Genomic DNA, 24,517 nt, shown 5'->3' on the forward strand with positions numbered 1-24,517 from the left:
AAATGAGAATTATTTTTATATTATTTTTTTCACTTATAGGTGCAGCCAGCGGCTACGTTTTAGTTCACGTTCCTTCTGAAGAAACCATTAAAGGTTGTTTTAAAACTTCAATGTATGGAGTTGATCTGTGCCCAACAGATAAAAAAACCTATGTTCCCCTTAAAAATATTTCGTCTAAATTACAGCGTGCCATTATCTTGACTGAAGATTCAGCGTTTTATACCCACAAAGGTTTCGATGAAGAAGGCTTAACCCGCTGTTATGAAAAACTAAAAGAAACACATAAGATCACCTGCGGCGGTTCGACGATCACCCAGCAATTAGCAAAAAATTTGTTTTTATATAAAGATAAAACTTTTGTGCGCAAAGGTTTAGAAGCCTTAATCACCGTTAAATTAGAAAAAACACTTACTAAAAAAGAAATTCTGGAACGCTACTTAAACGTTGTCCAATTTGGTAAAGATATTTACGGCGTTAAACAAGCGGCGCAATTTTATTTTAAAAAACACCCTTCTGAATTAGATGTGGTTGAATCGGCTTTCTTAGCGATGGTTTTACCAAACCCCGAAAAATATTCGAAAAGTTACTACCGTAAAGACTTAACAAAATTTGCGCGCAAAAGAATTTCAGGCATTGTTCGCGATATGCATCGTTATAAGATGTTAACTGACGACGACTATTTTATGGCCATGGGAAAATTAGAATATTTTCTAACAACAGGACATCAAGAAGTTGATGCCAGTCCTACTGATTTAAGTTCAGATGAATTAAACGAAATGATTGATGAAGGCGCGGCTGAAGCTCCGGCAGTAGCCACAGATCTGCCTCCGGCTGAAACTCCACTGCCAGATGCACCTGCGCAAGTTGAAGCTTCAGAACAATCGACTGAAAATTAATTAACTAATTTTTTCTTAAATAAACGAAGACCAATAAAGCTAAATAAGATGACGTAGACGATTAACACCGCGATATGTGCAATATCGATTACACCTATTTCTTTGTATAAAACAGTACGCACTAATTTCACCGCATGAGCCAATGGAAAAACATAGGCTGCTGTTTTTAAGTAGTATGGAATTTCATCTAAAGAAAAGTACGTTCCGCTAATCATCGATAACGGAACAATCACGCCTGAAGTTGAAAACACGAAGCTATCATAATTTTTTGCAATGGCGATCATAATCATACCGAACGAAGCAAAAACTAAACTGAGCAAGAAAAGTACTGGCGCAATTACAAAGAAATTTGGATTAAATAAGCCAAACATCGAGGAAACTAAAAATACGCCTAACACACCTAAAAAACCTTTCGTTGCGGCCCATAGCATTTCACCGAAGAAAATTTGTGTCGTTGAAACCGGAGTTAACAACATGGCTGCATAAGTTTTTTGATACGTAAGCTTTGTATAGTTCGGGTAAGTTGATTCGAAGTACGCCACCATCATGGCTGTCGTACACAAAAGGCCGGCAAAATAAAATTGTAAAAACGACATTCCTTCAATCGAAGCAATGTAGTGACCAAAGCCAAATCCGAAAGCGCCTAAGAACATCAAAGGCTCTAACGTTGTCCAAAACAGCGAAACGATAAACGTTTTTTTAAAGAATAAAAAATTACGAAGCCAAACATTATACATCGTCTAGCTCTTTTCGCGGATCTGGTATCCGGCTAATTTTAAAAAGACATCGTTTAAGTTTGCAGCGCGCACGTAATAATGCGTGTTTTGGATATGACTGATAAAACCTTGTTTTGATTCAGCAGTTTTAAAGAAAATAAATAAATTCTCTTCGTACTCTTGGTATCTTAACCCAGCTTGTTCAACTTTATTGATCCAGTACCCTTTTTCTTTTCCGACTTCTAATTCAATAACTTCTAGGCCAACGTGCTTTTCAATCAGTTCTTTAGCTGTGCCGTGATCTAAAATCACTCCGTGATCAATCATGATAATGCGGTCACAAAGACGTTCAGCTTCTTCCATATAGTGAGTCGTTAGTACAAGAGTTGTATTATTTGATTTTAAACGTTCAAAATAATTCCAAATCCATAAACGAGCTTGAGGATCTAACCCCGTTGTAGGTTCATCCATAAGAATGAATTGTGGGTTATGAATCAACGCACGAGCAATCGCTAAACGACGCTTCATTCCGCCACTTAAAGCTTCAACACGTTTATGCTTAAAATCAGAAAGTTTCATTTCAGCTAACAAGTGTTCAGCTTGCGCTTCGGCCAAATCACGATCCATATTGTGGTAGCGGCCAAATAACAATAAATTTTCTAAAGCACTGAAATCTGTATCTAAACAATCTTCTTGCGGAACCACACCGATGCGTGAGCGAATCTGAGCAATGTCGTTTTTAGTATTTAAACCAAGAACTAAAAGTTCACCGGCTGAAGGAATCACTTGGCCATAAATCATTTTGATAGTTGTGGTTTTGCCGGCACCGTTGGGTCCAAGAATTCCGACACATTCGCCAGGCTTAATTTCAAAAGAAATCCCGTTCACGACTGGAATGCCATCGTAGGTCTTTTTTAAGTTAATCGCGTTGAGAGCTAAAGACATGTAAAAATAGTAACAGCCTAATATTTAAAAGTCTGGAACTTAAAGTCAGCGGCTTGCCTAAGGCCGAGGTCTCAACACTTTCGTCTTGCCGATAAACAATAAACTCAGTAATTCGCAAAAGTTAATAATATAATTATGTAAAGTTATGGGAGTAATAAATTGAGACTCTTTTATAAATCTTTGATATTTTTTGTTTTATTAATTTTTAATTTTGTTCATGCTAACGCAGAGACAGGTATTGCAGCGCAAACACAAGCGCTCTTTGAAAAATACGATTTTGTTAAAAGCCAAATGAACAAACATCCAACTTTAAACTTTGATCAAGAGCTAAGGTTTCTTGGACGAGATGCTTTACTGGTTGAAGCCAGCAGACAGTATTATAAGAATGATTCACCAACCGATGCCTCGCTGAAGCGCCGAACTGAAATTCTTCTTGATAGCTATAACGATGAATGTAGTCGAAATAAAACTTCAACGTTTTGTAAGGGTTTGGCAGACAACCTTGCCGAATATAAAAAAAAGTACGGTGCTGAATACACTCCGCAGGCCATCAAATATCCACAAATCGATCTGAAAAATTACTCCTACACGTTACCTGACGGAAAAGTTTTTGAATTAAAACAAACGACCAACAGACAAACTGCAAGTGCCTCTGCGACTGCTACGACTTCAGCTACAGCAAGTACCTCTGCTGCTGCAAGTACTTCGGCTACACCAGTTGCGCAAGATCCCTCTGCTGTGAGCTGCGAGTGGATGCCAGGCACAAAACGAAGACTTCTTAGCGGCGAAGGCTGCGAAAGCAGTGTTTGTTCAGCCATGGTGATTTGCACTAAAAATGGAAAAAAGATTAAACGTCTTGCTACATGTTCAAGTGATTTATGCGCTGATGGAAAGGCCACTGATTGCCACAAACAATTAGGCTTTGGTTCTACGCGAGTAGCGTTCGGCAATGAAAATTCGTCGCCTCAACAAAAACCCTCTTCACAGCCTAAATCTAACCAACAAAGCACTACCCGTTAGGATATAAAAATTATGAATAAATTAACTATTTTAACTTTGTTATTTGTCTCTTTAAAAAGTTTTGCCGGCACAGATTCAATGATTGAAATTCAAGGTGTGATCGGAAGCACTTTTGATAAAAATAAAGTTCAGGTTTACGACACGTTAGACCAAACTTATTTTCTACCGCGAACTGCCTTTTCAAAAGACACTCGTATAGCAGCAGGTACACCTTTTGTGATCGAAGTTGATGAAAAAATGTATGATTCATTAGACATCAAACCAAGCGATAAAAAAATTAAAGTGCAGATTACTTTAGAAAAGAAAGATAAATAAATGCTAAAGTTAATTTTTTTATTTTTTATCAGCTTCACTTTAACCAGCTCTCTAGTGTTGGCGCAAAAAGGGCCGCCAAAAAGTGCGGCTATGGCCATAATAAATGACGAAAATTTCGATGCTTCCATGTATGAATCAGGTCCGGTTGGAGCAGTTGTGACTACACTCATCACCGCCTGCGCTGGTATTTACGATGTTGTGAACTATTCTTGCTATTACGGAAAAAAAGCTTTTGGCTCTAATAAACAATCGGCCGCTACTGCAAAAAACAACGGAGCTTCTGGCACATGGGTTAGTCCTTTACGCACGATCGATCCAGCGTCTTTGGCAAAAGGTAGCAAAGAACCTTCTACCACTAGACAAGTTGCCACACAAAATAAACAGACACCCACTGAATCTACTTCAGGCTGTGTTTGGGATCTTACACGCCCACCGCGCCTTATCACGGCGCCAGGCTGTAGCACGGCTGGCAAACGTATTTGTAAAGGACAAGTTATCTGCGGCAACAAAAGCCGCGTAGCAGTTTGTTCAGAAAATTTTTGCAAAGAGAATACTGCTACCGAGTGCGCCAAACAATTGCGATACTCAAGTAAAGTTGTGAACTAGCTTTCCCATAGCCCAAAATAAAAAACCCGGTTTTTACACCGGGTTTTTTTCGTTTTAACTAGTCTTTATTTTTAGGTGGTTTAGGACGCTTATGCGGATCTAACTCACGGCAACGGATACGGATGTTTTTCGGAGTTACTTCGATTAACTCAGAATCTTTGATCCATTCCATAGCTTGCTCTAACGACATTGGTTTAACTGGTACTAAGCGGATCGCTTCATCGGCACCAGAAGCACGAACGTTCGTTAATTTTTTCTCTTCGCAGATGTTAACGATCATATCGTTATCTTTAGCGTTCTCACCAACGATCATACCTTCGTAAACATCCTGAACCGGTTGTACGAACATGCGACCACGTTCTTGTTTAAACCAGATCGCGTAAGCTGTTGTAACACCTTTACGATCGGCGATCATCGCGCCATTTAGACGAGAGTTGATATCACCACGGTAGTCATCCCAACCAGCGAAGTTTGTATTTAATAAACCAGTACCACGAGTATCAGTTAAGAACTCAGAACGGTAACCGATTAAACCACGAGAAGGAATACGGAATTCTAAACGCGTACGACCAGAACCTTTTTGAACCATGTTCGTCATTACACCTTTACGGATACCTAACTTCTCAGTTACAGCACCAACGTAAGCATCTTCGATATCGATAACCGCGTCTTCCATCGGTTCAAGTTTTTTGCCGTTTTCTTCTTTGAAGACAACTTGCGGTTTAGAAACTAATAACTCGAAACCTTCACGGCGCATTTGTTCGATTAATACACCTAATTGTAACTCACCACGACCGATAACTTTGAAAGCATCAGTAGCAGCCGTTTTTTCCATACGGATAGCAACGTTGTATAATAATTCTTTCTCTAAACGATCTAAGATCTTACGAGAAGTAACTTGTTTACCTTCCATACCAGCGAATGGACCGTTATTTACAGAGAAGATCATTCCTACTGTAGGCTCATCAACTTTGATACGTGGTAATGGACGTGGATCAATTGCAGAAGTGATTGTATCACCGATCGTGAAATCTTCGATACCAGCAACGATAGCGATATCACCTGCACCGATTTCCTGAACCGGAACTTGTGAATTGATGTGGTAAGAGAATAACGCAGAAACTTTAACTTTCTTTTGTCCGTTTTCTTGAACGCAAACTACTTCGTCACCAACTTTGATTGTACCAGAACGAACACGGCCGATCGCTAAACGACCAACGTACTCATTGTAACCGATGTTAGAAACCATAATTTGTAATGGTTGATCCATGTCAGCTTTTGGAGGTGGAACTAAGTTAACGATAGCATCGTATAAACACTCTAAAGAGTTTGTTTTTACGTTTGGATCAAGAGTTGCCATACCTTCACGCGCGATCGCGTAAACAGTGTGGAAATCACATTGTTCTTCGTTAGCATCTAAGTCGATGAAAAGATCGAAGATCTCATTGTGAACTTCTTGGATACGAGCATCTGGACGGTCGATCTTATTGATAACAACCATAACTTTTAAGTTTTGCTCTAATGCTTTTTTTAATACGAAACGAGTTTGCGGTAATGGACCTTCAGAAGCATCGCAAAGGATGATCGCGCCATCTACCATGTTAAGAACGCGTTCTACTTCTCCACCGAAGTCACTATGGCCCGGAGTATCTACGATATTGATTTTAATATCTTTGTAAGTGAACGACGCATTTTTTGCCGCGATAGTGATACCGCGTTCTTTTTCAAGATCCATAGAATCCATCAAACGTTCTTCAACAGCTTGATTGTCACGGAACATACCCGCTTGTTTGATTAAGTGATCTACCAGAGTTGTCTTCCCGTGATCGACGTGCGCGATAATCGCGATATTTCTAATTTTCTTTGGATCTTGAATCATTCGTTTTTTCCTTCGTTGTTAAAATACAAAAATCTAAAAAATAAATCTAAACTATGTGCTTTAGCGCACTAACCGTGCCCGCCCATAAGAAATTCCTCATGAGACGTGTCTTCCTGGTCAAAGTCTGAAATTGAACGAAAGAAGTCTAGCGCACAAGACAAGACTTCGTCATTATTCTTCAACTGAAAAATATCTTTTCTGAACTGGGCAGCTCCTGGATATCCTGTTGAAAACCAAGAAGCAAATTTTTTCAGCTGAATACCTAGGATATGCTCTGAACAGTGTGTCTGTAAAGCCACATGCAGGTCCTGAAATATGCCATGGTAGTTGCGTTTAAGGTCCGAACGCACTGGTTCGTTCTTCCATAAGCTTAAGGCATCAGCAAAAATAAGTGGATTTTTAAGAGCACCGCGACCAATAAGGACTCCATCGCAGCCCGTTTCTTTAAGGCGCTTAACAGCAGATTGTGGAGTTAAGATATCGCCGTTTCCTAATAAAGGAACTTTTGTTTTCGCTTTAAGGTCAGCGATAAAATCCCAATCAGCTAAACCAGAATAACCTTGGGCACGTGTACGACCATGAATAGCGACCCAAGTGATACCCGTATCATGCGCTAAGTTACAAACATCAAGAGCATTTCTTTGAGTTTGATCCCAACCTGTTCTGATTTTGATCGTGACCGGAATTTTTACGGCTTTAACACAAGAACTTAAAACCTTTTCCATCGTCACAAGATCTTTCATCATTGCAGATCCTGCGCCCTTTTTTACAACTTTTGGAACCGGACAACCGAAATTTAAATCGACGAAATCAGCTCCCAGTGATTCAGCCACTTGCGCCCCTTTAGCGATGGTCTCTGCGTCTTCGCCGAAAAGCTGAATCCCAATCGGGCGTTGGCTTTCGTCGTAACTCATTAATTGCATTGTGCGTTCAGATTTGTATTCGATTCCCGTTGCAGAAACGAGCTCTGTCACAACCACCGAAGCGTCTAGTTTTCGCATGAAACTACGGAACGCATGGTCAGTAATTCCAGCCATAGGGGCTAGCACGAAAGGATTCTTCTTTAGAGCGTCTAAAGGATTGATTCTATTAAGATTTGTTGAGGTTGCCGACATGCGGTTTGTTTATGCCTAAGTTCAGATTTTCCGTCAACAAATTGCTAAATTTCAGATTCCTTGGTAATATTTCCAATTCCCCGGTGATGAACCGGAAATGGGAATGGAGTCTCTTTGAACGATATAGCGGCTATTAAAAAACCTTACTATCACTGGTTAGAGCGTGCTCAATTGGGCCAGCTCGATTTTGCCGTGATTCAGCTGCCACAGTTTCTGAATGAGCAGTATATAGCCACTATTCAAGAGCAGATCTCGACGCTTAACTTAGAGCTATTTCCCCTTCCCAAAACGCGCACTTACGAATCTTTCGATACCCGTAGCCACAGCATGGTTTCGGATTTGTTAAGAGGAAAAAACTACAGCTTTAACCGCAATACTTATCAAGAACTGACTGATGTGATTTCTGTTTATCTAAAAAACGAAACACGTTTGTCGTTAGATCAAATCGGCAATTACGATTTGGGTGTTACTTTAGCGCGTGAATTAAATCCGGTGCTGATTGAGAAGCAATTCGCTTTTCAAACGGCCAAAGAACGTCTGCGTTTAAGAAACTTCATGAAATTCTTAGGTCGCTTCGAAGCGCAACAAAACGAATATCTTATTGGTTTTGTGCTTCTTGAAATGATCGACAATTTTTTTGTTCTTCGCCAAAAGTTTCCTGAATTTAAAGTTTATTTATCGCTTGATATCGCGGGCATTAAATATGGTTTAGAAATTTCCGAACTACATGTACAAAAACCGATGTTCGGTGAATATTTTATTAAACCGATTGAAGAAAAAAATATTCCGTATTTAGGTGGCGCGGCTTTAACGCAAGATCGCTCGTCCGCTGAATCGCAAGATGAAATTCATCTTTACCCTTCAACCGTAAATCTTAAAACCGGATTATTCACGGCTGTGCCTTTAGAAAAAGCCGGCCGCAGTGATGATATTGCTTTTAGTTATTTAGGCCCTGAGTACGAAAAATCAGGTGCTGACCGTATTTATAAAAATCACTCAAGCATTGCGTCGATTAAAAGTTTTTTAACCGAACACAATATTCATTATTCATTTACGCAAAATCCAGTCGCGGTTAAGCCAGAAAAATACGGCATTAATCTGCAACACTACATGGAGCCTGGATTTGAAAGTATTTTCTACTCTTTATGGAGTGAGTTTACTTTTCAAAATGATGTGTACCGCGTTCATAACACGCAGCTAACAACTGATTTATTATTACAGACAGCCTTGCAAGGTATTTCGTATTTATCAGATGCTGAAAGAAAAGATTTAGCAGCCCAACGTAAGGGTTTAAAACGCGACAATGATTTGCGTGTGTTAAAACACCAAGGTGTTGCTTGTTTGATGATCGTTGAAACTTGCCGTCATGTTTTAAACCGTCCGTTAACAACAGGGCAGTTCAACTTAACAGACGAACAGTTCTTAGAAGTTTTAGAAAATAATATTTTCGATTTATTTAAACGTTCGATTCTTGTGGATAAGTTTGGGGAAATTAACCCGTACGAACGCAAGCTAAGCGCTTTTTTATCTGAAAAAGTTTATGCGTTTTTTAAATTTGCTTTAAAAGAAGTTTTAAAAATCGTTCGCGTTAACACGCGCTACTTAGTTTTAAAAAATCAGATTATCGAATTAACTGACTTTGATAAATTTACTGCCGAATCTTTATTGGTTTGCCTTGAGCCGTTAATGTTTGAATCAAAGGGCGATATTTTTACTAAGTCTTCGTCGAAATATCTAGAACTTGTCGCTGATTCATTAAAATCAAGCGAACCTTTTGAGCCGATTTATACGGGCTTTAACCTGCAAGCTGAACTTGCAAATCAGTACATTCGTAAAATCAAAATTTCTGATGAAACTTTACCGCTAATGTATAACAAAATGTCTGACCTGGCTGCGCAAGGTTGGGATGTTTTCATTAACACTAAATCTTTAGAAAAATTAGGCGAAGACGATTTTAAATCTGAAATCACCGTGAATAATTCTAAAACTGACTGGTTTGAATTATCTCCGAAATTATTTTTTAAAGGTATTGAAGTTAATCTTGAAGATGTGAACTTTTCTGGAAAAGGCACACAAACTTTAAGCGGCATTATGTTTTACAAAGGCCGCCCGTTTTTAATTGACCCAAATTCTATTCCTAAATTTGCTGCTTTAGAGAAATTCTGGGAAAGAATTAAAAGTGATACTTTAAATAAAGGCGTGCGCGGTGAAAAAGAATTCGTGCGTTTACCAAAATCACAAATCTTAGAATTATTAGCCCTAGCTGAATCAGGAACTAATATTGTTTCTGATCATCCTTATTGGAACGAAATTCATAATTTCTATAAAAATTTAGGTAAAGCTGAAACACAAATCAAATTATCAGATAACCTTCAGGGTATTTTAAAAGAGCATCAGCTTGTGGGCACACAGTGGATTCATGATCTTTATAAATTAAACCTTGGTGGAATTTTAGCTGACGACATGGGTCTTGGTAAGACCCTTCAGGTATTAGCTTTCTTAGATGAACACCGAAAGCAAAACAAATCATGGTCTTTAGTGGTTGTGCCGACATCACTTTGTTTTAACTGGGAATCTGAAGCACGAAAGTTTACTCCAGATTTACAGGTTGAGATCTTCAGCGGTTCTAAGAAAAAAGAATTATTAGAAAAAGCTGGCCAAGAACACAAAGTGATTATTGCCACTTACGGTTTATTAACTGAACACGAAGATTTCTTCTCGCAAGTTTTGTGGGATGTAATTATTTTCGATGAAGCTCAGAATTTAAAAAATCTTTCTTCGAAAAGAACTTCGTCATCGCGTTTATTAAAAGCTAAATTTAAATTAGCCCTTTCAGGTACGCCACTTGAAAATAATTTTATGGATTTCTTCTCTCTGACAGATTTAGTTCTGCCAGGATCAATGGGAAGCTATAAAATATTTCAAGAGCAGTTTGGCCCTGGAAAAACAATAGATCCGCAAGATGTACAGTTTTTAAAATTAAAAATGCGCCCGATCGTTTTACGCAGAACTAAAGATTCAGTGAATTTAAATCTTCCTAAAAAACTTGAAGAATCAATTCGTTTTGAATTCAGCGAAAAGCAAATCGAGATTTATAAGAAGCTTGCGATTTCGCATAACGATCAGGTAAATCAGATTATTTCTGAAAAAGGACAAACATCTTCGCAGCTGGCGATGTTGACGGCTCTTTTACGTTTACGCCAGGCGTGCTCTGATCCAAGTGGTATTCCACAAGTGAAGTTCACGGAAAATCCGCCGAAGATTGCGCATATCTTAGAATGTGTGAAAGAACATATTGAAGAAGGTAAGAGCGTTCTTATCTTTACGCAGTTCTTAGCTACGTTAGAAAAAATCTCTGGTTTATTTACGACAAATAAAATTCCTTTTTATACACTTCATGGCAGCGTTTCAAATAAAGCCCGCCGTGAAATTTTAGAATCGTTTCAAAACTCAGAAACTCCGCAAGTGTTATTGATGACCTTAAAAACCGGCGGTGTGGGTTTAAATTTAACCAAGGCTTCTGTCGTTTATCATATTGAACCTTGGTGGAATCCGGCTGTTGAAAACCAAGCGACAGATCGTTCGCACCGCTTAGGCCAGAAAAACGATGTTCAGGTTTACCGTCTATTAATGAAAGATTCGGTTGAAGAAAAAATCGAACTTCTTAAGCTTAAGAAAAAATCTTACTTCGACGCTCTGTTTTCAGACTCTGAGTCATTCGAAAAAATCATGAATGGCAGCGGTCAACTCAGTGCAGAAGACTTTAAATTCTTACTGGGCCTCTAGTCACTGGCCCATAGTCTAGTCCAATAAAGACATTTTCGTTGGCTATAAATAAAGATTCATTGATCATAATATAACACTTTTTTTTCAACGGAGGTTAATATGTTGAAATCTTTATTAGCAGTTCTAGCAATCGGTTTATTCTCTACAGCAGCAATGGCGAACGACGCTGGTTGCGGTCTTGGTAGCATGATTATCACTAAAAACACTAAAGTAATGCAAATTCTTGCAGCTACTACGAACGGTACTTTCGGTTCGCAAACTTTCGGTATCACTTTCGGTACTTCTAACTGTTCTGCAAACGGTATCGTACAAAATGACAAACAAATTCAGTACTTCGTAGAAGTTAATCAAGCTGAATTAACTCGTGAAATGGCTCAAGGTCATGGCGAAAAATTATCTACTTTAGCAGCATTAAATGGTTGTGCTTCTCAAAACCAAATTTCTGCTTTCAATGCTAAAGCTCAATCAAGCTTTTCTACAATCGTTCCAAATGCTAAAACGTCTGCAGTTGACTTTGTTAGCAACATGAAGTCTGCTTCTGTAGCAGATGCATGCCACGGTTCGTAATTTAGTTTTTTTAGTTTTACTATTAGTGAAAGCCTCACATGCGTGGGGCTTTTCTATTTCTGATTCTAAGGCCACTCGCCTGCAAAGCTATCTTCAAAAAGCCAATCAAGAAAAATTATGGAATGATCCCCGTTGGTTAGCTTTAGGCCACTACGAAAAAAAATATTTTAGTTACAGCTCACCTTTCACAGAAGGTTTATTCTTAAATCCTGAAGGCGCTGCATCTCCGCAAAAAGAATTAATCACAACTATTGAATTACTTTACGGCGAAAACGATCAAAAATTGCAATGTCGTTATTTAGCGCGCACGAAATGGTTAAACATCGCTTTGCAAGTTGATCCTGAAGATGTTCTTCCGTGTGAAGAGCGCCAAGCCTGGAAAAAACAACTCAACGTTAAAGGTGTATCTTTAATTTTTGCCGCTAGCGATATGGGTAATGCCTCTTCAAGCTTTGGCCACACCTTTTTAAAAGTTATTAATCCTGAAAATGCTAAAAACAAAGACCTGATCGATTATGGAATCAACTACGCAGCCGATGCGGATTCGAGCGAAGGTTTGTTTTACGCCTTAAAAGGTTTGTTTGGAATGTATAGCGGACGCTTCACAATGCTTCCGTATCACCAAAAAATTCGTGAATACATTAATCTCGAAGGCCGTGATATCTGGGAATACTCTTTAAATTTTACCCCAGAAGAAACTGACTTTTTAGTCGATCACTTGATTGAAATGGAAAACGCACGAGCACCCTATTATTTCTTTAGCGATAATTGCTCGTACCAAATTCTTAAAACTCTTGAAGTGGTTCGACCCGAATTAAAACTATCGCAAGAGTTTCAATATTTTACGATTCCGATTGATACGGTGAAAAAATTAACCCGACTTTCTGAACCACCTTTTTCAGAACGTAAATATAAAAAGTCGTTAAAGACCGATTATTTAGAATCTTTCGCCCAACTTGGAATTTTGCAAAAAAAAGCCTTAGATTCAGCGGTTAAAGATTTAAACATTCCTGATGATTACGAGTTAACTAAACTTGAAAAAGCCCAAGTTTACGAAACAGCGATGAAGTTTTATTCTTTACGCGCATTTACCACTGATAAAGATTACGATGATCAAAAATACCAGCTTTTTCTAAAACGTGCGGCTATGGGTATTGTGGCCGGTGCAGATCTAGTTTCAAAACCCGAGCCCCCAGAAGATAGTCATGATTCATCAGCTATTTATTTTGGTGTGGGTCAATCTGATTATTCAGGTAAAGATGTTAAATACTCTTCGTTAAAATTCAGACATGCCTTACACGATTTAGAACAGCAAGATTTCGGAACAGTCACTTTCAGTCAAAATGAAATGGCTTCGATAGAAGCGCGCTACATCACTGAAGACGGTGATAAAAAAGATTTTTACGTTCATAAATTTACTTTTTTAAATCTAATTAATTTAAATCCAGTCACTCAACTTGATAAAAATTTTTCATGGAAATTTCGTGCCGAACTTGCGAACGATATGCAGACTTTTGCTTCAAATGTTTTTCATCCTGATGTGGAAGCCTCTGGTGGTTATAGCTTTGACCTAAAACTGTTTGACCGCTCACGTATCGGTTATTTTGTGACCGCAAGACACTGGCAAGAAAACTTAAACAGTGTAGGCCCTGAAATTTTATTGGTCAGCCGTTTAAATGATGTACTAGGTTATTCACTGGATCTAGCTTATTTCAGCCAAGCTGATCATTCGGATTTTTTTCGTTACCGCACAAAACTAAACTACACGTTTAAGAAAAACTACGACGTGCAGTTCGGTGTTGAAAATGGTTTCAAAGATGAAACACATTACCAGCTTAATCTTGTGTGGAATTTTATTCTGTAGTTACTCAATCCAAGTAACACGGTTTTCTAACTGACGTGGCGCTTTCGGTGGATTGTGATCTGGGTAGCCGATTACAATTCCGCATAAAAGTTCTAACTCGCCTTTTTTGTATTCAGGAAGTTCTGTGACTCCTAAAAATTTATCGACATCTTCTTTGATTTCAAGAGGCGCACCCATTGTGCAACAACCTAAGCCTTCAACTTGGCACGCTAGATTAATATTTTGCACAGCCATGTAAACGCTACCGATGCTTGTGTGATAACGTTCTTCATTGTCGTTATGCGAATAACAAAAAACTAAAACCGGCGCATCACCTAAGGTGAAGAAAAATCTTTCGGTAAAATCATACAAAGATGGCTTTAGACGTTTTTGTAAAACGTCTTTAATACCTAACCAAGATTTTTGTGAATACTTTAAATACTCGTCACGCTTCTGTCCTTGCACGACAAAAAAGCGCCAGTTCTGACGGTTTTTTCCAGAGGGGGCATGAAAGGCGGCTTGTTGAAACATTCTTTCTAAAACTTCGCGCGGCACAGGGTCTTTTTTAAATTTGCGGATAGATTTACGACTTTGGACGAGTTCGTAGAATTCTTGTGACGTCATTTGACCCCCTTAGGCTTATAGAACAAAATAATAGCTATGAATCAGCCCGTTGAAAATGAAAAATCAATATCAATCCCCCTATTAATAGGAGCGTTGGTGATTTCTTTGGTTTTTGCAATCGGTTCATCAATGGGTTCAGTTCGTCGCATTTTTACGCCTTCGACTGAAGAGCGTAAGATTTTAGCCAAAGCTTTTGCCCAATATCAGGAAAAGATGTTTGTGATCTTTAAGATCAAAACCAATACCGGTATTGAAATTGAAATTTATCTGAAAGATCCAAACACCAATAATCAGGTCTTTAAACAGCGTTTTCCGTTAAATGACGATGCCGAGGCTTATTTAATGGTGAATAACAATTCGATGAATTTAGGCTTAGTTGATATTAACACTGACGGACAAATGGATATTATTGCACCTACCGTCGATAAAAATGGAAACTCGCGTTTAAATGTATTTCAGTTCAATCCTGAATTAGATTCTTTTGTGCCTTACGTAGAAGGCGCACCTTAACACTCGGCTATTTATTCTTTAAAACAAAACGATAAGTTCGTGTACGACGAGATATTTTTTCGTAATAATTTCCGGCCAAGTAACCGTTATCTAATTTGTAAAATTGAAAGTAACTTTGGCCTTGAGGAGTTTCGATCACTAAAGCATCTCGCCCGACCAGCTGAACGCCATTATCACTTGTAAATTCATGTTTGCTAGGAGCTTGGCCGGCTTTATTTAATTGATAGTTGCCAATGACATTTGATTTAGCTCCATCAGCAGGTGCTGCTAAATCAATTTTTAAGCCATAGATCACTTCGTTGCGGTTATTCACAGCCGAACCCTCATAAGATCCCCAGAACTTAGAATAATCTTTTAAAATGGCTTCTTTTGAAATATCACCTAATTTTCTTGGGCGAATACGTAATTTTCGCAATAACTCAAAAACTTCTTGGGCTGATTTTGATTCAGCCAATCTTCTTTCATTACCGATAATCGTTTGATCGACATTTTCTTTAGGTTCGTCTTTGGCTAATTCACCAGATCCATCGGCGTCGTCAGGAAGTGAACCCTCTTCACCTACCACACTGTCTGTCGCATTTAACATTGTTGTTGCCGATACTGACGCCGCAGAAGATACCGCTTGTGGTGCACTCGATACCGAAGATGGCGGAATGATCTCAAACTGTTCTGCTTGTTCTTCAGGTGCTGGTACTTCTTTGGGTGGCTCGGTGCGTTTTAGAAACGCAAAATAAGCTAACACCAAAATAAGTACCGCAACTAAAAATTTACCCATTAGTTTTTCGTCGTGGGCTTTTTATTATTTAAATCACGCCATGATTTTCCTTGGCGCGCTTTTGGATCAATCTGAAATGTTTTAACCGCGGCATTGTGCGCTTCTAAACTTTCAGAAAATTGATGAGTTCCATCATTATGGCTTACGAAATATAAATACTTCGATGGCATTGGTTTTAAAGCCGCTTGTAAAGCTTCTTTACCCGGATTTGAAATCGGAGCCGGCGGAAGACCATAAATTGTGTACGTGTTATATCTGGTCGGCGTTAATAAATCGGTGCGCGTAATGTTTTTAGGCATTTGCCCACGTGCTAAAGCTACCCCATACAAAACTGTAGGATCAGTTTGTAAACGCATATTTTTATCTAAACGATTATGAAACACCGAAGACACCAAAGGACGTTCTTCCTTAGCACCCGTTTCTTTTTCAACGATACTTGCAAACGTCACCAACTGATTACGATTCCATTTACGTTGAGGAAAATTTTGGTTAAACGTCATCAGTTCTGGTTGAATTTCAGCGTACACCGATAAAAATCTTTTCACCATTTGCGTGATGATATCTTTTTGGGTGTCAAACTTAGTTACTTTGTATGTTTCAGGAAATAAATAACCTTCTAATGAATCTAATGGTTCACCTAAAAGTGATTGAATAAATTCTTTATCACGAAATAAAGTTAAAGCTTCTTGTTTTGTGCCGTAGTTATTTTTTTCTAAAAGATCAGCGATATCCCACATATTAAGGCCTTCAGCCACTGTGAAATTACGTGCCACGCTTTTACCTGAAGTAACAACCGCTAAGATTTCATCCGGAGTCATCGCCGCATTAAGAGCGTATTCGCCGCGCTTAAGTTTTGGACTCATGCCACGGTAACGTGAATACCACTGGAAAAGCTTGGCATTTTTAATAAGTTTCGCTTTTTCTAGATTCTGCGCCACCGTTGGCATTGACTGCCCCGGATTTACATCAAATAGAACTTCTGTTGTATCGCTGCTGTAACCAGTTTTTAAAAACTGATAACCAAAAAACCCAACGGCAATACCCACAGCGACAATAAAAAACGTTGTTGCAGAAAGTGTCGTCTTCATTTTTTTATTCAAGAGTTACTCCAGGAAGTAACTTAGCCTTATCAAGTGATGTTGGATCTTCTAAACTAGCTAATGGCACAGTTGTGTACTGAACCGCAAAGTGAGCTGATGGTCTGTCATTGCCCGATTTACCCATACCACCAAACGGTAAGCGTGAGCTTGCGCCATTTGTTGTACGGTTCCAGTTTAATAAACCAACGCGCGCTTTTAAAATCGCTTCGTTATAGAGTTCTCTGTTTTTAGTAAATAGCGCCATCGCTAAGCCGTAGCCTGTTGAATTCACCATTTCCATTGTATTTTCAAAATCGCTTGAACGATAAATCGCTACATTCGGGCCAAAGATTTCTGTTTTTTGGTAAACCGAATTTTTATCAAATGATTTTACTAAATGAATTGATGGCGTTACGTAGTGACCTTTGTTTTCTAAATCTAAAGATTTACCACGCATTAAGTTTTCACAATTTTCACGATTCGCCATTTCTTGAAAACGGATATATTTTTCAACCGCACCACCGTTAATCAATGGACCCATAAATGGATTTTTCGCCCAGTGACCGATTGTTAATTTTTTAGCTGTTTTGTAAAAACGCTCTGTAAATTCGTCAGCAATTTTATCATGTAAAATCACGCGTGAAGTTCCAGAACAACGTTGGCCTGTAGACATGTAAGCGCCTACGATAGTTTCGTAGATTGCTTTATCCATATCAGCATCATCCCATACCACAGTGGTATTTTTACCGCCCATTTCAAGCGCTAAAATTTTCCAGTAGTGGTTTAACGTTTCTTGTTTAATTTTAAGGCCCACTTCGTATGAGCCGGTAAATAAGATACCATCAATGGCTTCGTGAGCGACAAGTCTACGACCTGTTTCAGCTTCACCGTGAATCATATTAAATACACCCGCTGGGAATTGCGCTTTTTCGAAAATCTGCGCATATAATTGACCGACATACGGTGTTTGCTCAGACGGCTTATAAACAATTGTATTACCCGTCACTAGGCCTGGAATAATGTGACCATTCGGTAAATGTGCTGGAAAGTTAAAAGGCCCGATCACCGCCATCACACCACGTGATTTAAAACGGATCACACCTTCAACTTGTGGAAGTGCATTTGGAATATGTTCTTCTTGAACCAGTTTTAAAGATTCATTCAGTGTTACATCAATTTTTGCTGATAAAGCTTTGGCTTCAGAGGTCGCATCCCATAAAGCTTTACCTGTATCGCGGGCGATCGCTTCAGCCATTTCAGCTTCGTGAGCCACGAACAATTCTTTTAAACGTAAGCAGTATTTTTTTCTTTCATCTAAAGAAAGTTTCGCCCAAGGAAGGTACGCTTTTTTAGCTGCTGCGATAGCGTGCTCAACATGATCTAAGCTATAGCTTACCGTCATGATTTCATCAGACAAGTCTGCTGGAGAAATATCTTTGAATTGGCCATCGGATTTTGGTCCTTTAACAAATTGACCATTAATAAAATCACCTAAGAATGGAGTAGTTTTGTAATTCATGTGTTTAAGCCTTCTTCCCGAAATCAAAAGGCGTTACGAACACCTCTTGGTCTAAATCTAATTTTAAGCGATCACGTGTTTTTGCAGGAACTGCCACATAGCCATCTTGGATATCGTACGCCGTTAACATACATTTGAAATCGTCGCTGCCGATACCGACCAAGCCCATTTGTTTAAATGAAGCATCTTTTCCTTCAGACACACGTAATTTTTTACCCATTTTGATTGGCAAAATCTTTTCTGTTTCACAGCCGTAATGTGGACCACCATCAAAAGGGTCAACTTCATCTAAATACTGAAAGCCGATGCTTTCTAATAAATGTTGCGCAGGCTTTGTCGCTTCACCCACACGGCCCAGCACTAAACGTGCTTTTGAATCTAATAACGATAAATAAATATCTTCTTCTGGAAATAACGATTCGATAAATTCTTTATTCGTTTGCGAAAGCGCATCTGCTTCTTGGTACGGAAGACCTGTAAAACGGCGGCCTAAAGCTTCCCAGAATTCAGAGCGGCCTTCATCAGTTAACGGCGGAGTTAATTCGCATAACACGCGGTTTTCAAAACGTTCAGGATTTAAAGCCATGTAAACAAAACGGCTTAATGAAATTTGTTTACCTAAACGTTCTGGTCTTCTGCGGTATGCTTTATCAACTAATAAACCACCGATCTCTGTTGGTCCGTCAGTGTCTAATTGAAAACGTAAAACCTGGTGAATAAACCCGATTCCTAAATCTTGTGAAAAGTGATCGCGTTTTAAAATTTTAAAATAACAGTGCGGAACTTCTTCTGAACCGTGTTTTGCAATGATTAAAGAGCTTCCGACAACCATTTGTTCTTCAACATCTTCAACCACGAAAATATATTCTGATTTATGTTTTGGAAGTTCACCGGCAAACGAAGCTTCGCTTCTGGCGATTTTTTCGGTAATGATTTTTCGATCACCCGGTAAGTTTAATAAGTTAAACTGCTTCGCTAAATCTGTTAATTGCGTAATATCGTCTTTGCTAACTGCTCTTACAATAAAGCTCATAAACAAAACCTTTCGATCATTCTTTGGTAAAATGACGTCATTAATTCTAAATGTTTAATTTCCACATGTTCATTGGGCGTATGAACATTGGTTTCTCTTTTTCCGGCACCGATACAGATACACTCAATACCGATACGTGAAAAAAGGCTTGCTTCATTTGTTGAAGCTAAACTTGTGCATTGGCTTTTTTGCCCTAATTTTTCTAATTCGGCCAGAGCACCTTTAATCAAAACTGATTTCTCATCCGTACGAAACGGACGTTTATAATCTTGCAGGCGAAATTCGGCGCCGACTTGTTCGCAGGCACGTGATATCATCTGCATCCATTTTTCGTACTCTTCTTGCTTAACGTTCGGAAGAATACGGCAAGAGCCTGAAACCAAGATGTGGTCTTCAAAAGTTCTGATGACCCCCACACTGATTGTTGAATGCTCCGGCGTAAACACTTTATCCACCACTGACTTCATCTCATTTTGAACTTCGTTCATGGTGCTATATAAAAAATTAACTTTTCTGATCACTGGATCTTTAAATGAAGCAGCCACATCTAATTCCACCATAGCTTGGTTGGGAATCATATTCTGGCGTGTCCCTGCATCCATTTCCACGATCACCACGTTGTCTGGCATTTTTGATAAATAATCAAAAAGCTTTAACGCTGCACTTTCACCTAAATGCGGAGTTGAAGAGTGGGCACTTTTTCCTGAGAAAATTTTTGTCTGCGTTGAAGTGTGTTCTGACAACGCTTTATTTTTTTTGTACTCAGTCTCTTCGTTGCTAAATGGAATACGCATTTCAACTGTCGCGTAACCTTTAGCGGCGTTGACTATATTTAAATCTGAAGGGTCACCGATTAGCGCATACTTCGCATTAATTTTATTTTTGCGAATAAGCTTTAAAGCCCCTTGCATTCCTGTTTCTTCGCCGAAGGTTCCAACTAATACCGGTTGCAGTGTAGCAAATTTTTTATCTTTAAGCTGAGCCAAGGCTTGCAGCTTACATAAAAAATCTAATTTAACTTCGGCAGAACCTAATCCATAAATGCGACCATCTTCAATAACCGCATCGAATGGATTAAAATTATTTTTCTTCCATAAAGAAAAGTTACCAGGATCTACCGTATCAAGATGCGCTTGTAATAAAAATTCGCTACGCCCGGCTTGAAACGGCTCCAAACGAACAATGATGTTCGCTTGGGTGATTCCGTTTTGCATTTCTTGCTGAACTTCAACATCAAGCCCAAGACCACGGGCAAGTGTTGCCAAATACTCTGCAGCTTCCAAAGCAGAAATCTGCGGAGAGCTATCAATTGCTATAAGCTTTCGGCAGCTTCCGATAAAATCAAAAGATTCTCCTGCAGAGACTTGGGTTGCAAGCAAACTAAAGTCCTTCTTGCACCGTTTTTTCAATCACTTCTAAAGCTAAGGCAATATCTGAATCTTGGATAACTGCTGGCACTAAGAAGCGAATGCGAACCGGATCTTTACCGCAAGTAAATGCGATGATTCCGTTTTTAAATAATTTTTTAACAAATAATTCAGCTTGTTCTTTTTTACCTTCAAACGGCGTGAATGCGATCATTAATCCCATACCACCAGCGTCTGTTAATAAACCTTTGCAAGTTGTTTCATTTAAACGATTGATGCCGTGAATGAAATGATTGTGAATTTGTTGAATGCGGCCATTAGGTCCGATGTAACCTTCTTCAAGCATTTCTAACATTTCAAGACCAGCTGTCATAGAGCTTGTGCCACCAGAGAATGTTCCGGCGATCAAACCTGGTTTTGGATTGTACTCTTCAGTGTAAAGTGTGCAGCCTAATTGAACTGTCTTAGCTAAAGTTACGATATCTACGTATTCTCCTAAATTCATTGTTTCAAATGCGAAGAATTCACCAGTACGTGCGAACGTTTGAACTTCATCAGCCCAAACTGCAATGTGCTGTTGTTTACAGAAAGCTAACATTGGTTCATAGAATTCACGTGGCGTCGGAACGAAACCACCTTCACCTAACATCGGCTCAAAAGAAAATGCAGCGATTTGTTTATCAAATTTAGCCGCGTGTTCTTTTAAAGTGCGTAATGCATTTTCTGCTGATTTAGGATCTTTTTTATCGTAGTTCGGAATACGTAATACTTCGTTGTATTCTGGAAGACCTTGTTTGTACGCCGGATTATCAGTCACTTCAGCCATCATTGTTGAACGGCCAGCGAAAGCATTTTTCATTGCTACGATCATTTTGGCTGGAGAATTTTTTTGACGAGCCATTTTGATCGCGTTTTCATTCGCCATAGTTCCGCAAGTTGAAAACCAAGCATGCTTAAGACGAGATTTGCGACCAGCAATTTGAACTAACTTTTCAGTGAGCTTGATGTAGTCGTTATTTGGTTGAAGGTTACCTTGCATGATCACATCAGATAAAGCACCACGAACAGCCGCTTTCATCACACGTGGGTGCGAGTGACCCATTAAGTGAATACCGATACCGTTGATTAAATCCATTTTTACAGAGCCATCTTCAAGTTCTACGTAAACACCTTGGCCTGCACCTGTGCCGATGTACGGGTGATAAAGTGGACGACCGCGAAGCGCCGCGATGTGATCCATTTTGTTTTTATTTTTTTCAACTAAAGTTGGTTGAGGAGGTTGAATTGTTTGAATGGCGCTGTTGATTACCATAACTTCATCAACAAGATCATTCACAAGACCTTCTACAACTGGGTCGTGGTCAAGTTTTCTGCCGGTTAAAAGTTCGTCTGCATTTTGCACTTTGGCGATAGCGCCTTTGATAGCTGATAACATGGTTCTTTCCTCGTATTTATAGAGAGTGTTTTTAGGTACATAGAATACCTTGTTGCAACGAGCTATGACAAGGAAAGCACTCCTCCATTAGACTTTCTGCTATGCAGCCTACAGCCGATTTCCAACAAAACTTTCAGAATGCTTTATCTTTGCAACAGCAGAAAAAATATGACGAAGCGTTATCGGCTTATAAGTCACTTTTAGAGCAGAACCCCGACCTAAGCCGAGACCAGGCGGCCGATATTAGTTATAATGCAGCTCTTGCCGCCTTCGGAAAACAGGATTTTCTACTAAGTTATGTCTATACACAAAAGGCCATTTTGCTTAGACCCCGCCATACCCAAGCCACGGAATTAGCAGCCAAAGTTAAAACGCATTTTCAAGTTAAAGCAACTCCGCATGATATTTCGTTATTAGAAAATTTAAACAAAGCTGGCTTAGAATCCGTGCCTGTCGAGGCTTTGTGGGTTTGCGCCACTGTTTTCTTTGTGATTTTTTTACGAAGTATTTTTAATTTTTATTTGGCTCGTAAAAAAGAGATTTTAGAAAATTTAAAATTCAGTCGTTATTCGTTCAAAAATTATTTGTGGTTAGTTTTATTTTTAGTTTTTTCTGTTTTTGCCGGAATGAAAATTTGGGAAGAACAGACACCAAAAGCGTTAATTAGAACTGAACAGGCTGTGCTAAGAACAGCCGCAGGTGAAAACCAAGCCGCTCTTTCTGACTTACCCGGTGGCAGTCTTGTGCACATTTTACGGGTGGCAAAAATCAACGATATTCTTTATTTTCAAATCAAATATCCGGGTGGAATTTCTGGCTGGGCGAAGAAAGACGATTTAGAGCTAATTTCCTCACCAGCTGCTTTTGATCAGCCATAGGCTGACCTTTTCCCTAAAGTTGCCCAAAGACTAACCAAAATCACGTGCGTTAGTGTCTAATTTTTTTGACTTCAAACCTGGCTTGGGTTGTTATGTTTTTTGAGGTCGACTGTGAATGTTATGACAAGTGTTAAATCATTGAAATTATTTGTAGTTTCTTTAATGGCGTGGGGCTTTCTTTTTTCCTGCGCAACCCAAGAAAAAGATTTAAACACGGCTGAAGGATTATTTGCTTACGCTAAAGAATTCGCAGATGCCGAACGCTACGAAGTGGCTTTAGCCAAATACGCCGATGTTCGTAATAAATTTCCTTATAGCAACTTAGCCACTGAGGCCGAATTAGCCATTGCCGATGTTCACTACCAACGTGAATCATACACAGAATCTGAAGTGGCTTACCAAAACTTCAGAGATCTTCACCCGAAACATCCGAAGTCTGATTACGTTTTATACCGTATTGCTATGAGCTATTACATGCAATTACCTGAAACGATTGATCGCGATTTATCAGTTGGTAAAGACGCCATTTATCACTTCATGGAACTAACTAAGCTGTACCCGAAATCAGAATTTGCAGCAGATAGCAAAGCAAAACGTGACGATGTGTTTTCGCGTTTAGCACAAAAAGAATTATATATCGCCGATTTCTACTTCAAAGACGAAAAATATTCTGCGGCTCTTCGTAGATACGAATCAGCTTTATACAAATATCCTGGTCTTGGCTTTGACCCACGCGCACATTTAGGAGCTGCAAAAAGCGCTCACAAGATTGCCGATCAAAAAAAGCAAGACTTACACTCTAAAGCACTTACGACTAAATATCCAAACTCTGATGAAGCGCAAAAGTTAAAAAGCGAGGGGCTTTAAACATGAGATCTTTTTCTGGACAACTTCTTGATGAAGCTCGCGAAGCGTTTATCGATGGCAAATATCAACAAGCTGAACCGCTTTTGATGCAACCAACGTTAATCAATTCGAACAATCCTGAAATTTATCAGATGTTAGCTACGATTTATTACAACCGTGGCCAATTCAATAAAGCGATTAAAACTTTCAAAAAAGCTTTAGAGATTGATCCGGCTTACTCAGACGCCGCTGTTGGTTTATCAATTATCTTAAATGACCTTGGTAAATACGACGAAGCTAAAAAAGTTTTTGAGCAAGCCCAAGCTATTGTTGATAAGAAAAAATCTTTCCAACAAAGCTCAAACCTAGAAGAAAAAATTGCGACTAAGCACATTGAAACAGCTGATCTGTACTTGCAAATCCGCAGATTTGATGAAGCTTTAGAACAGTACATGAAGGCTTACCGCCTATCTTCTAAAAAAGGTGATATCGCCTTACTTATCTCTGAATGTTACGTGCAAGCGGGACAAAAAGATAAAGCGATTAAAGAATTAAAAGCTGTGATTCAGTACGATAGCAAATTGATTAAACCTCGTCTTAAGCTTGGATTAATCCTCTACAACTCGCATATGGTTGCCGAGGCTGTTGAACAGTGGGAAAATATTATTCGTTTAGAGCCTAAGAACACAGAAGCTTTACGTTACTTAAAAATGGCTCAAACAACTGGAATTACTAATTTAGATTTTTAATAAAAGGGACTTTT

22 protein-coding genes are annotated in these 24,517 nt (G+C 39.0%); 11 read left to right on the plus strand and 11 right to left on the minus strand.

Annotated elements, in window-relative coordinates; genetic code table 11:
- The first annotated feature begins 2 nt into the window (after positions 1–2).
- Positions 3–896, plus strand: a complete 894-nt coding sequence (gene mtgA / locus ACKWCF_RS15250; protein WP_409478466.1) for a monofunctional biosynthetic peptidoglycan transglycosylase — start codon at positions 3–5, stop codon at positions 894–896.
- Here the strand turns inward: mtgA and ACKWCF_RS15255 are convergent.
- Both ACKWCF_RS15255 and ACKWCF_RS15260 read right to left on the minus strand, forming a co-directional pair.
- Positions 893–1,633: an ABC transporter permease gene (locus ACKWCF_RS15255; protein WP_409478467.1), complete on the minus strand. Its 741-nt coding sequence runs from the start codon at positions 1,631–1,633 to the stop codon at positions 893–895. The genes mtgA and ACKWCF_RS15255 overlap by 4 nt on opposite strands.
- Before the next feature lie 3 nt (positions 1,634–1,636).
- Positions 1,637–2,557 carry an ABC transporter ATP-binding protein gene (locus ACKWCF_RS15260; RefSeq protein WP_409478468.1) on the minus strand — a complete coding sequence of 307 codons (921 nt, stop codon included), beginning with the start codon at positions 2,555–2,557 and terminating at the stop codon, positions 1,637–1,639.
- Between the two features lie 159 nt (positions 2,558–2,716).
- Here ACKWCF_RS15260 and ACKWCF_RS15265 point away from each other — a divergent pair, with 159 nt between their 5' ends.
- The 3 genes from ACKWCF_RS15265 (at position 2,717) to ACKWCF_RS15275 (ending at position 4,498) form a co-directional block, all read left to right on the plus strand.
- Positions 2,717–3,577, plus strand: a complete 861-nt coding sequence (locus tag ACKWCF_RS15265; protein WP_409478469.1) for a hypothetical protein — start codon at positions 2,717–2,719, stop codon at positions 3,575–3,577.
- Positions 3,578–3,589: 12 nt separating this feature from the next.
- Positions 3,590–3,892, plus strand: coding sequence for a hypothetical protein (locus ACKWCF_RS15270; RefSeq protein WP_409478470.1), 303 nt, complete (start codon positions 3,590–3,592; stop codon positions 3,890–3,892).
- A 90-nt stretch (positions 3,893–3,982) separates the two neighbouring features.
- Entirely contained in the window at positions 3,983–4,498 is a 516-nt protein-coding gene (locus ACKWCF_RS15275; RefSeq protein ID WP_409478471.1) for a hypothetical protein, read from the plus strand.
- Between the two features lie 58 nt (positions 4,499–4,556).
- Here the strand turns inward: ACKWCF_RS15275 and typA are convergent, their stop codons facing one another.
- Positions 4,557–6,377 (minus strand): translational GTPase TypA, encoded by a 1,821-nt coding sequence (gene typA / locus ACKWCF_RS15280; RefSeq protein WP_409478472.1) that lies wholly within the window; start codon positions 6,375–6,377, stop codon positions 4,557–4,559.
- A gap of 68 nt (positions 6,378–6,445) precedes the next feature.
- Positions 6,446–7,492, minus strand: a complete 1,047-nt coding sequence (gene dusB, locus ACKWCF_RS15285; RefSeq protein WP_409478473.1) for a tRNA dihydrouridine synthase DusB — start codon at positions 7,490–7,492, stop codon at positions 6,446–6,448.
- Positions 7,493–7,606: 114 nt separating this feature from the next.
- Here dusB and ACKWCF_RS15290 point away from each other — a divergent pair, with 114 nt between their 5' ends.
- The 3 genes from ACKWCF_RS15290 (at position 7,607) to ACKWCF_RS15300 (ending at position 13,709) form a co-directional block, all read left to right on the plus strand.
- Complete coding sequence (locus ACKWCF_RS15290) at positions 7,607–11,278, plus strand: DEAD/DEAH box helicase (RefSeq protein ID WP_409478474.1); 3,672 nt, start codon at positions 7,607–7,609, stop codon at positions 11,276–11,278.
- A 99-nt stretch (positions 11,279–11,377) separates the two neighbouring features.
- Entirely contained in the window at positions 11,378–11,845 is a 468-nt protein-coding gene (locus ACKWCF_RS15295) for a DUF3015 family protein (protein ID WP_409478475.1), read from the plus strand.
- Positions 11,826–13,709, plus strand: a complete 1,884-nt coding sequence (locus tag ACKWCF_RS15300) for a DUF4105 domain-containing protein (protein WP_409478476.1) — start codon at positions 11,826–11,828, stop codon at positions 13,707–13,709. Before ACKWCF_RS15295 ends, ACKWCF_RS15300 begins: the two co-directional genes overlap by 20 nt.
- On the opposite strand, the gene ACKWCF_RS15305 is transcribed toward ACKWCF_RS15300, so the two are convergent.
- Positions 13,710–14,312, minus strand: coding sequence for a nitroreductase family protein (locus ACKWCF_RS15305; RefSeq protein WP_409478477.1), 603 nt, complete (start codon positions 14,310–14,312; stop codon positions 13,710–13,712). It abuts the gene before it with no gap.
- Positions 14,313–14,408: 96 nt separating this feature from the next.
- Between ACKWCF_RS15305 and ACKWCF_RS15310 the strand changes: the two genes are divergently transcribed.
- A complete protein-coding gene (locus ACKWCF_RS15310; protein WP_409478478.1) occupies positions 14,409–14,822 on the plus strand; it encodes a hypothetical protein in 414 nt (137 codons plus the stop codon).
- Between the two features lie 7 nt (positions 14,823–14,829).
- On the opposite strand, the gene ACKWCF_RS15315 is transcribed toward ACKWCF_RS15310, so the two are convergent.
- From ACKWCF_RS15315 to ACKWCF_RS15340, 6 genes are read right to left on the minus strand one after another with little or no spacing between them, the layout of a single operon-like run.
- Positions 14,830–15,597, minus strand: a complete 768-nt coding sequence (locus tag ACKWCF_RS15315) for a hypothetical protein (protein WP_409478479.1) — start codon at positions 15,595–15,597, stop codon at positions 14,830–14,832.
- A complete protein-coding gene (mltG, locus tag ACKWCF_RS15320; RefSeq protein WP_409478480.1) occupies positions 15,597–16,685 on the minus strand; it encodes an endolytic transglycosylase MltG in 1,089 nt (362 codons plus the stop codon). Before mltG ends, ACKWCF_RS15315 begins: the two co-directional genes overlap by 1 nt.
- Positions 16,686–16,689: 4 nt before the next feature.
- Positions 16,690–18,195 carry a succinylglutamate-semialdehyde dehydrogenase gene (locus tag ACKWCF_RS15325; protein WP_409478481.1) on the minus strand — a complete coding sequence of 502 codons (1,506 nt, stop codon included), beginning with the start codon at positions 18,193–18,195 and terminating at the stop codon, positions 16,690–16,692.
- Positions 18,196–18,199: 4 nt separating this feature from the next.
- On the minus strand, positions 18,200–19,228 hold the full coding sequence (locus ACKWCF_RS15330; protein WP_409478482.1) for an arginine N-succinyltransferase: 1,029 nt from the start codon (positions 19,226–19,228) through the stop codon (positions 18,200–18,202).
- Entirely contained in the window at positions 19,225–20,607 is a 1,383-nt protein-coding gene (locus ACKWCF_RS15335; RefSeq protein WP_409478483.1) for a M20 family metallopeptidase, read from the minus strand. The genes ACKWCF_RS15330 and ACKWCF_RS15335 overlap by 4 nt, the downstream gene beginning before the upstream one ends.
- A 1-nt stretch (position 20,608) precedes the next feature.
- Entirely contained in the window at positions 20,609–22,030 is a 1,422-nt protein-coding gene (locus tag ACKWCF_RS15340; protein ID WP_409478484.1) for an aminotransferase class III-fold pyridoxal phosphate-dependent enzyme, read from the minus strand.
- Between the two features lie 101 nt (positions 22,031–22,131).
- Between ACKWCF_RS15340 and ACKWCF_RS15345 the strand changes: the two genes are divergently transcribed.
- The 3 genes from ACKWCF_RS15345 (at position 22,132) to ACKWCF_RS15355 (ending at position 24,503) form a co-directional block, all read left to right on the plus strand.
- On the plus strand, positions 22,132–22,908 hold the full coding sequence (locus ACKWCF_RS15345; RefSeq protein WP_409478485.1) for a hypothetical protein: 777 nt from the start codon (positions 22,132–22,134) through the stop codon (positions 22,906–22,908).
- Positions 22,909–23,028: 120 nt separating this feature from the next.
- On the plus strand, positions 23,029–23,775 hold the full coding sequence (gene bamD / locus ACKWCF_RS15350; RefSeq protein ID WP_409480266.1) for an outer membrane protein assembly factor BamD: 747 nt from the start codon (positions 23,029–23,031) through the stop codon (positions 23,773–23,775).
- A gap of 2 nt (positions 23,776–23,777) precedes the next feature.
- Positions 23,778–24,503 carry a tetratricopeptide repeat protein gene (locus tag ACKWCF_RS15355; protein ID WP_409478486.1) on the plus strand — a complete coding sequence of 242 codons (726 nt, stop codon included), beginning with the start codon at positions 23,778–23,780 and terminating at the stop codon, positions 24,501–24,503.
- Positions 24,504–24,517 lie beyond the last annotated feature (14 nt).

The organism is Pseudobdellovibrio sp. HCB154 (assembly GCF_046267985.1).
Taxonomy (GTDB): Bacteria; Bdellovibrionota; Bdellovibrionia; order Bdellovibrionales; family Bdellovibrionaceae; genus Pseudobdellovibrio.